Consider the following 8,604-nt stretch of genomic DNA (forward strand, 5'->3'; position numbering starts at 1 on the left):
ATATGGCGGGGTCTAAGCGGTGCATGGTTTCACCAAAAAGAGAAAAGACTATGAAAAAGATGTTGCAACTGCTTCTTGTATTGCTTGTGATTGCCGGCGGGGCACAAGCTCAAAAGATGGGTGTGAAAGTATTGAACGAAGAGGAAGTACCTGCCGAAGTGAAGGCTACGCATGACCGCCTGTTCCCCGGGGTGAAGGTTATCCGTTGGGAAGGGCATAAATGGGTGAACAAAAACGACAAAGAGCGTGGTAAGATAGTAGCGGTATTTGACTACGAAGGCGTGCGTACCCGCGCCCGCTATCGCCCCAACGGCAAGGCTTTATCGGCTTCTTCTTATTACAAAGCAGACCAATTACCCGCCTCGGTGGCTTCGGCAGCTGCCCGTTATGAAGGCTTTGAGTTGAAAGGCGGTTCCAAAACATGGTCGCTTAAAGACACATCCAAAGCACCCGTATATAAGTTGCGCTTGCGCAAAGGTGCCCAGGTACTGAGCGTGTTTGTGGACGAGCAAGGAAACGAAATTGAGAAAAACAAGTTGAGCGAGGAATTGCAGGAAGATGAAGAATAAACACACGCTTGTGTGTTGAACGGCAAACAGCGGAAAAAGCACAAAGGCTCCTGTAATCAGGAGCCTTCTGTGTTTTGTGTATGGCATACGGAGTGGCTTTAAGCCAGCCCGAAAGCGCTTTTTATCTTATCCACGTAGTCGAGCTTTTCCCAAGTGAAAAACTCTACTTTTTTCTTGGTTTTGCGGCGTATCTCTTTCTTTTCGTGCTCGTCTTCTACCAAATCCACGGTGAACATATCCACTTCGGCTTCATAGGGGGTGCGTCCCATGTGCCCGTAAGCCGCCGTCGGGGTATAGATGGGGTTTTTCAAGCCCAAGCGCTCAATGATGGCTTTGGGGCGCAGGTCGAACAACTCTTTTACGATGGCAGCTATTTCCACATCGCTTTTGTTGACTTTTGCCGTGCCGAAAGTGTTCACGGTCAGAGATACGGGCTGCGCTACACCAATGGCATAAGACACCTGCACCAGCACTTCGTCGGCAACACCGGCAGCCACCAGGTTCTTTGCAATATGGCGGGTGGCATAGGCTGCGCTACGGTCCACCTTCGAAGGGTCTTTGCCCGAGAAGGCGCCGCCGCCATGGGCGCCTTTTCCGCCGTAAGTGTCCACGATGATTTTGCGCCCGGTAAGACCGGCATCGCCGTGAGGTCCACCAATCACAAACTTGCCGGTGGGGTTGATGTGATAGATGGTTTTTTCGTCCAGATATTCGGCGGGAATCACCTCACGGATGACGTATTTTTTGACATCTTCGGTGATGCGTCGGTGCATGTTTTCGTCGGTGTCGAATTCGTCGTGTTGGGTAGATACCACGATGGTATGCACACGGCGCGGTTTGTTGTTGTCGTCATATTCGATGGTTACCTGCGCTTTGGCGTCAGGGCGCAGATAGGGCATCAATTCCGGTTCGTTTTTGCGGATATAGGCAAGGCGTTCTACCAAGCGGTGGGCAAAAGCCAGAGCCATAGGCATGTACTCGGGCGTTTCGTTGGTGGCATAGCCAAACATCATGCCTTGGTCGCCGGCGCCTTGGTCTTTTCCTTCGCCTTCATCCACGCCGCGGGCAATATCGGGCGATTGGCTGTGGAGGGTCACAATGACGCCGCAAGAGTCGGCATCGAAGCGGTATTCGGGTTTGGTATAGCCGATACGGCGGATGGTTTCGCGCACGACATCCGGGATTTCCACATAGGCTTTGGTGGTTACTTCACCGGCAATGACTGCCAAGCCGGTGGTCACGAGCGTTTCGCAAGCCACGCGCGAATCTGCATCTTGCATGAGCATGGCATCTAAGATAGCATCCGATATTTGGTCGGCAATTTTGTCGGGATGCCCTTCAGATACAGACTCGGAGGTGAATAAGTATCCCATAGATTTCAGGTTTTAAATGGTGTTTGAAGGATGAAATTTAAAAAATGTGTGTCAAAGTTAAAGATTTTACACATAAATGCTTCAAAATAAAGCATGCGGCTTGCCGTCTTTGTTTTTTATTGCGGCAAGGGAGGCAGGCAGGCGGTCAATTGAGCTGTTTCGATGCTTTCGGCACAGCGGAAATGCCCTTTGGGGCATTGCTTATGCCCATGGATGCCGCAAGGGCGACACGGCAGCAACCCCTGCGTTTCTACAATATGGCTCTGTTCAGAGACCGGATAGAAGCCAAAGCCGGGAATGGTAGAGCAATATACCGCCGTGATGGGGGCGTTCATGGCAGATGCCAGATGAAGGGGCGAGGAGTCGTTGGCGTAGTTCATCAGCGCTTTTTGCATGAGTGCCGCCGACTGCAGCAGCGACAACTTGCCGGCAAGGTTATGAATGGGGCGCTCCTTTACGGCAGAGCGTATGCGTTCGCATAAGGCATAATCTGCCGGACCGCCCAGCAGGTAAACCGTCAGCGAGGGGGGCAAGGCTTGCAGAAAGGCAACCCACTTGTGTTCGGGATACTGCTTGGTGAACCATACCGAAGCGGGTGCCACGCACACATAGGGGGAGTGGCTTTGGTAGTGCGCCACCCGGGCATAGTCATCGGCAGAAGGATAGAGGCGCGGGCGTTGCGGTGTCTGCCGGCTTACCAAGGGGGCGATGAGTTGATGGTTCCGTTCTATTTCGTGCATGCCGCGGTCGAAATGGTGCGCCACACGGTGCCGGAAGGCAAAAGAAAAAGGGTTTTTGTTGAAGCCGGCAGTAAAAGCCGCCCCTGAGAGGGCAGTCCATAAGCCGGTGGCGGCAAAGCGCTGCACATTGATCACCGCATCGTAGCGGCGCCGGCGTATATGCCTGAGTATTCGCCACCAATCTTTGTATTTGGCTGTTTGTTTGTTCCAGACAATAAGCTCATGCAAAAATGGGTGCTTGTGGAAAAGCCCTTCATTACCTTTGCGCACCAGAAAATCAATTTCTGCTTGGGGATATTCAGCGTGCAGGCTTTCGAGCAGGGCAGTAGCCAAAATGGCATCGCCAATAAAGGCAGTTTGAATAACCAGTATTTTATTCATGACAATTTATGCAACTGATGGGTTGGTGGGCAAAGTTACAATAAACTCGGTGCCTTTGCCTTCTTCGCTTTGCACTTCTATGGTGCCGTTGTGCTGTTTGACAAACTCATAGACCAGTTTCAGCCCCAAACCCGTGCCCCGTTCGTCGTTGGTGCCTTTGCGCGAATAAATTTCATTTTTCTTAAACAACTTAGGAATGTCTTCCGGGGGAATGCCTATGCCGCTGTCTTTCACATGTATGTAGCACTTGTCGTCTTGTATGTAAGCGCGCAGATAAATATTCCCTTCGCTTGGGGTGAATTTTAACGCATTGGATAACAAATTCCGTATGATGAAGGCGGTCATTTGAGGATCGGCTACTATGGGCAGGGAAGACGAAACCTCAGTATGGATATGGATTCTTTTTTGCGCTGCATTTTGCCGGAAAAGAGCAATGATGCTATCTATCGTATGGGTGAGGTCAAAAGCGGCAGGGGTGAAGTGAATACCATCGGCTTGGCTGCGCGCCCATACCAATAGATTGTCGATGAGTTCGCGCAATCCATAAACCGAAGAGGAAAGGCGGCGCAGCAGCATAACCATTTCTTCTTTGCTGAAAGAGTCTGCTTGTGCACTGATGGCATCGAGGAATCCCACCAGTGAGTTGAGTGGGCTGCGAATGTCGTGCGAGATGATGGAGAAAAGCATGTCTTTCGTTTGATTGAGCTGCAAAAGGTGGTGGTTTTTCTCTTCGATGATGGCTTTTTGCTTTTCCAAGTCTTGGCGCAGCTGCTTGTTGTGAACGTAGCGACGATAATAAAGTATGCCTATGCCGCCGGTAAAAAGCAGCATCACGCCCAGTATATAGTTCAAGTAGAGCTGTTGGCGCTCTTTGAGCTGTGCAATTGATTTTTCTTGCTCAAGTATTTTGATTTTTTGTGCTTTTAATTGCGATTCATATTCGAAGCGGGCTGTTTCGCTGTATTCCAGCTTTTCCTGCGAGAGCACCTTTTCTTTCAAACGCGTATAGAGGTCGTAATACTCCAGGGCTTGCTCGTACTTTCCCAGCTTGCGATAGCAGTCTATAGCCAAGGGGTAGGCTTCGAGCAGGTACTCGGCGGCTTGATGCTGTTCAAAGTAGGGAATGGCTTTACCTAAAAGCAAAAGTGCGTTGTGGTAGTCTTCGCGGGCATGATATACCTTTGCCAGGCTCAAATAACCAATGGCTACGCCAAAGTCATCTTGGTTTTGCCGGTCTATTTCCAGTGCTTTTTGATAGTAGGCAAAGCTTTTGTCATAGTCGTGCAAGGCAAGATAGATGTCCCCAAGGTTGTTGTAAGGGTAAGAGAGCATGTGACTTCTGCCACTCTTTTCATAAAAGAGTGCAGCGCGGCGCAGTGTTTCAATGGCTTGGTCATACTGTTTTATTTCCATGTATTCTATGCCCAAGTTGTTGAGCGTGGTGGCCATGCTGGCTGTATCTTTTTGCTGCTCATAAGTAGCCAACGCCTGCTTGTAAAAGTCAATGGCTTCGCGGTGCTTGCCAAGGTTGGAATACACCATGGCTATGTCGTTACGTACAGCTGCCACTTCTGACGAGTCACCGGAGAGCTCTGCCAGCTTAAGGCTTTCATAATGATGCTTGAGCGCCTTGTCATAAATACCGATACGGTTGTAAAAAACAGCCAAGGCAGCATGAGCCGAGTAAAGGAAATCGCGCCACCCCATCTTTTGGGCTTTCTCTATGGACAGCAGGTAGTAGTTTTCGGCTTCTTGCTTGAAAGGAGTGTCTTGCAATAAATAGCCCAAGATAAAACACGTACGCGCTACGAGGCTGTCGTTGTGGGCATTTTGAGCGCTCAAGAAAGCACGATCGGCATAGTACAGCTTCAAACTGTCTGCTTCGACAGTCTCTACCAATTGCAAGAAAACTTTGGTTTTTTCCTTCTCTGAGCGCAGCTTAGGTACCTGCTGCAAGAGACTATCTTCTACTGATTGCTGCCCACGGGCCGGCACGCCCCCCATCCATAAATTCAAAATGAGTGTGCAAAGCAAACAAAGACGACGAAGCATACATTTATTAAAACTCATTCAAGCTGCATAAAACAAGTATTTTATAATTTATGCAAATAAATTTTGTCAAACAATGCAGCTTGTGTAATATTTTGCCAAAGAAGTGCAAAAGCACTTTTATAAAGTTTCTTCGCTCTGCAATTGCTTTTCATAAAGCTGTTTGTAGAGGCCGCCGGCCTGCATCAGGCTGTCGTGTGTTCCACGCTCTACGATGCGCCCTTCATCCAGCACAATGATTTGGTCTGCGAGTTTGGCAGAAGATACCCGGTGGGAAATGATGATGCTGGTGCGCCCTTCCATTACTTCGCGTAGGTTTTCCAAAATACGGTGTTCCGTATTGGTATCCACTGCCGACAGACAGTCATCCAATATCAATATTTTGGGTTTGCGAATCAATGCCCGTGCGATGGATACCCGCTGTTTTTGCCCGCCTGAAAGTGTGATGCCTCTTTCGCCCAGTATGGTGCTGAATCCCTTCGGAAAATCCATAATGTTATCATACACATCGGCACGGCGCGCTGCTTCCTCTATGGCTTCGGCAGGTGCCTCGTCCATGCCAAAACCTATGTTGTTGGCAATAGTATCCGAAAACAAAAAGACATCCTGCGGCACATAGCCTATTTGGCTGCGAAGGTAAGTAAGGTCATAGTCGCGCAAATCTACTCCGTCCAGTAAAATACGCCCTTCGGTAGGGTCATAAAGGCGGCAAATCAGGTTGGCAATGCTACTTTTCCCGGATCCGGTGGTGCCCAAAATTGCCAACTTCCCTCCGGCAGGTACATGAAAACTTATTTTATCAAGTGCTTTAATGCCCGATTCGGGATATACCAAGCTCACCTCTTCGAAGCGTAAATCGCCCTTCACCTCGGGGCGCAGATGGCGGCGCGAAACCAAGGTGGTATGCGTGTTTAAAAACTCATTGATACGCTCTTGAGAAGCAGCCGCCCGCTGAATGACGCTGGTAATCCAACCCAAAGAGGTAACGGGCCAAATCAACATGTTTAAATACAAAATAAACTCTGCAATATTGCCTTTGGTAATATTGCCGGCGGCTACTTCTATGCCGCCTACATACACTACAATGATGTTGCTAAGACCAATCAATGCCAAGATGGCCGGATAAAACAGTGCCTCGACCCGTGCCAGCTTCAAAGCCTGGTGCCGGTAAGCATCGCTTTCTTTTGCAAAGCGCTCGCCGTTGTCTTTTTCCCGGGCAAATGCTTTCAGTACGCGTATGCCCGAAAAAGCTTCCTGCACATATGTTGACAGCTCCGACAGTTTACGCTGTATCTCTGCCGAACGTTTGTTAATAATGTTGTTCACAAAGTAAATGATGGTAGAAAGTACCGGCAAGGGCAAGAGTGTGTAAAGGGTCAGTTTCACATCGACCGACAGCATGTAGGGGATGAGCATCAGGAAAAGAGAAAGCAGGTTCAGTCCGTACATAATGCCCGGTCCCAAATACATGCGCACATAAGATACGTCCTCAGATATGCGCGCCATCAGGTCGCCGGTATTGTTTTGCCGGTAAAAAGCCAGCGGGAGGGTTTGGTAGTGCCAAAAAATATCGTTCTTCAAATCATATTCAATCAAACGCGACATGACAATGATGGTTTGCCGCATAAAGAACAAAAACAAGCCGCGGCCCGCTGCCATCAACAGCAACAGCACCCCATAAATAATGATTTGCTGCTCAAAGGCTTCGGCTTCTAAGTTGCCCGCTCGATAAGCCTCAATATGTGCCTCTATGCTGTTGAAGGCTTTTCGAACAATGGGAGCAGGCTGTATGAGAAAATAGTTCGAGATGAAAGTGAACAACACACCACCCAGCAGATGCCACTTGTAACGCCATAAATACGGATTCAGTGCTTTAAGTGCTTTCATTTCTTGTATTATGGTAATTTAAAATTGTGTTTTTCAAATAAGTTACCTAACTTGCGCACGCTTTTATGTAGCAGGAATGTTGTTACAACTCAAAAAGTTTCCTATTGTTGCAGTCAATTTCTGTGTAGATACACAAAAGTAGTCAAATTTTATACACCAAGCCGATGGATGTGAATACCCTAACCCCCACCCAATTGCAAAGCTCAGTGTTCACTCAACTGGAGCAGTTGCAACACGAGCAGGTGATGTTTTGCTACGACGAAGCCACCGGGCTCAAAGCCATCATTGCCATTCATAACACCGTATTGGGACCGGCTACCGGTGGTACCCGTATGTGGATGTATGAGAACGAAGCCGATGCACTGCGTGACGTACTGCGTTTGTCGCGTGGAATGACCCTTAAAAACGCCATCTCCGGCTTGAATTTGGGCGGTGGCAAAGCCGTAATCATCGGCGACCCCCGCAAGCACAAGTCGGAAATGCTCTTCCGTTCATTCGGCAAATTTGTCAACAACTTGGGAGGCAAGTACATCACCGCCGAAGACGTGGGCATTTCTACCCAAGATATGGAATATGTGGCGATGGAGACCCCTCACGTAGCCGGTAAGCCGGAAAGCTTGGGCGGCAGTGGCGACCCTTCACCGGTTACTGCCTACGGGGTGTATATGGGCATGAAGGCGTCTGCCAAAAAAGTATATGGAAACGACAGCCTGCAGGGCAAGCGCGTGGCGCTACAAGGAGCCGGGCATGTGGGTATCCACCTGATTGAGCATCTGGTGAAAGAAGGGGCCGTGGTGTTTGTCAGCGATATCTACGAAGACCGTCTCAAAGCAGCCCAAGAAAAAGGAGCACAAGTAATTGAAAACCCTGACAGCATTTACGACCTTGACATTGACATCTACGCCCCTTGTGCTTTGGGTGCCACCGTCAACGACAATACCTTGGAGCGCCTGAAATGTGCCATCATTGCCGGTGCTGCCAACAACCAATTGGAAGACGAAGTGCGTCATGCCAAGATGTGCCAGGAAAAAGGCATCTTATACGCGCCCGATTTTCTTATCAATGCCGGCGGCATCATCAACGTATATACCGAAATAGCGCTGCCTGTTTACAACCGTCAGCGTGCCTATGAACAAACCGAGCGTATTTATGACTTTACGCTTGCCCTCTTCGAAAAAGCCGAAAAAGAAAATATAACCACGCACGAAGCAGCTTTGCGCACCGCTATGGAGCGCATTCATAATGCTGCCAAGCTCAAAAGCCGTATATAAGAACAGCCGGGTATGTGCCGGGTGCACATGCCTGTTTGTTCATAGGGGTTCGGAGCGGCGCCACGGCGCCGCTCTTTTTTTGTTTTGCCATGCCGGACGAAACGCAGTACAGCCAGGCATCTCACTAAAGCAACTCCGGCTCACCTTCTTCTCGTGTCGCATGCAGCAAACATCTCTTTTTAAGCCAAGCCGTCTTTTTGGTTACTTCAGAACGGAGCGCAGCTTGTCATTCCGAACCTCACGCTTCTTGTCATCTCGAACGAGCGCAGCGAGTGAGAGATCTCATCAATCCAAGCCACAGGAAGCAAAAAGAGATTTCTCACTTACGCTCGAA

General features: G+C 49.3%; 6 protein-coding genes. 2 read left to right on the forward strand and 4 right to left on the reverse strand.

Going from position 1 to position 8,604, the window contains the following annotated elements; all coding sequences use genetic code 11:
• Window positions 1-50: 50 nt before the first annotated feature.
• Entirely contained in the window at window positions 51-569 is a 519-nt protein-coding gene (locus K384_RS09545) for a hypothetical protein (RefSeq protein ID WP_038031746.1), read from the forward strand.
• Window positions 570-667: 98 nt separating this feature from the next.
• Here K384_RS09545 and metK read toward each other — a convergent pair whose 3' ends face one another.
• From metK to K384_RS09565, 4 genes are all read right to left on the reverse strand, one after another.
• Complete coding sequence (metK, locus tag K384_RS09550) at window positions 668-1,942, reverse strand: methionine adenosyltransferase (RefSeq protein WP_038031748.1); 1,275 nt, start codon at window positions 1,940-1,942, stop codon at window positions 668-670.
• Window positions 1,943-2,058: 116 nt separating this feature from the next.
• Window positions 2,059-3,063 (reverse strand): glycosyltransferase family 9 protein, encoded by a 1,005-nt coding sequence (locus tag K384_RS09555; protein WP_038031751.1) that lies wholly within the window; start codon window positions 3,061-3,063, stop codon window positions 2,059-2,061.
• Between the two features lie 6 nt (window positions 3,064-3,069).
• Window positions 3,070-5,115 (reverse strand): ATP-binding protein, encoded by a 2,046-nt coding sequence (locus tag K384_RS09560; RefSeq protein WP_038031753.1) that lies wholly within the window; start codon window positions 5,113-5,115, stop codon window positions 3,070-3,072.
• Between the two features lie 117 nt (window positions 5,116-5,232).
• On the reverse strand, window positions 5,233-6,999 hold the full coding sequence (locus tag K384_RS09565; protein WP_038031755.1) for an ABC transporter ATP-binding protein: 1,767 nt from the start codon (window positions 6,997-6,999) through the stop codon (window positions 5,233-5,235).
• A gap of 164 nt (window positions 7,000-7,163) precedes the next feature.
• On the opposite strand from K384_RS09565, the gene K384_RS09570 reads away from it, so the two are divergent.
• The gene (locus K384_RS09570) at window positions 7,164-8,270 is read left to right on the forward strand and encodes a Glu/Leu/Phe/Val family dehydrogenase (protein WP_038031757.1); all 1,107 of its coding nucleotides are present in this window, start codon (window positions 7,164-7,166) and stop codon (window positions 8,268-8,270) included.
• Window positions 8,271-8,604: the final 334 nt, after the last annotated feature.

Source organism: Thermonema rossianum DSM 10300 (assembly GCF_000426825.1).
GTDB classification, from domain to species: Bacteria; Bacteroidota; Bacteroidia; order Cytophagales; family Thermonemataceae; genus Thermonema; species Thermonema rossianum.

Bases quoted from the DNA above. Each gene is read 5' to 3' on its own strand.
- metK (WP_038031748.1), bottom strand. From the start codon at position 1,942: ATGGGATACTTATTCACCTCCGAGTCTGTATCTGAAGGGCATCCCGAC.
- K384_RS09545 (WP_038031746.1), top strand. From the start codon at position 51: ATGAAAAAGATGTTGCAACTGCTTCTTGTATTGCTTGTGATTGCCGGC.
- K384_RS09560 (WP_038031753.1), bottom strand. From the start codon at position 5,115: ATGCTTCGTCGTCTTTGTTTGCTTTGCACACTCATTTTGAATTTATGG.
- K384_RS09555 (WP_038031751.1), bottom strand. From the start codon at position 3,063: ATGAATAAAATACTGGTTATTCAAACTGCCTTTATTGGCGATGCCATT.
- K384_RS09565 (WP_038031755.1), bottom strand. From the start codon at position 6,999: ATGAAAGCACTTAAAGCACTGAATCCGTATTTATGGCGTTACAAGTGG.
- K384_RS09570 (WP_038031757.1), top strand. From the start codon at position 7,164: ATGGATGTGAATACCCTAACCCCCACCCAATTGCAAAGCTCAGTGTTC.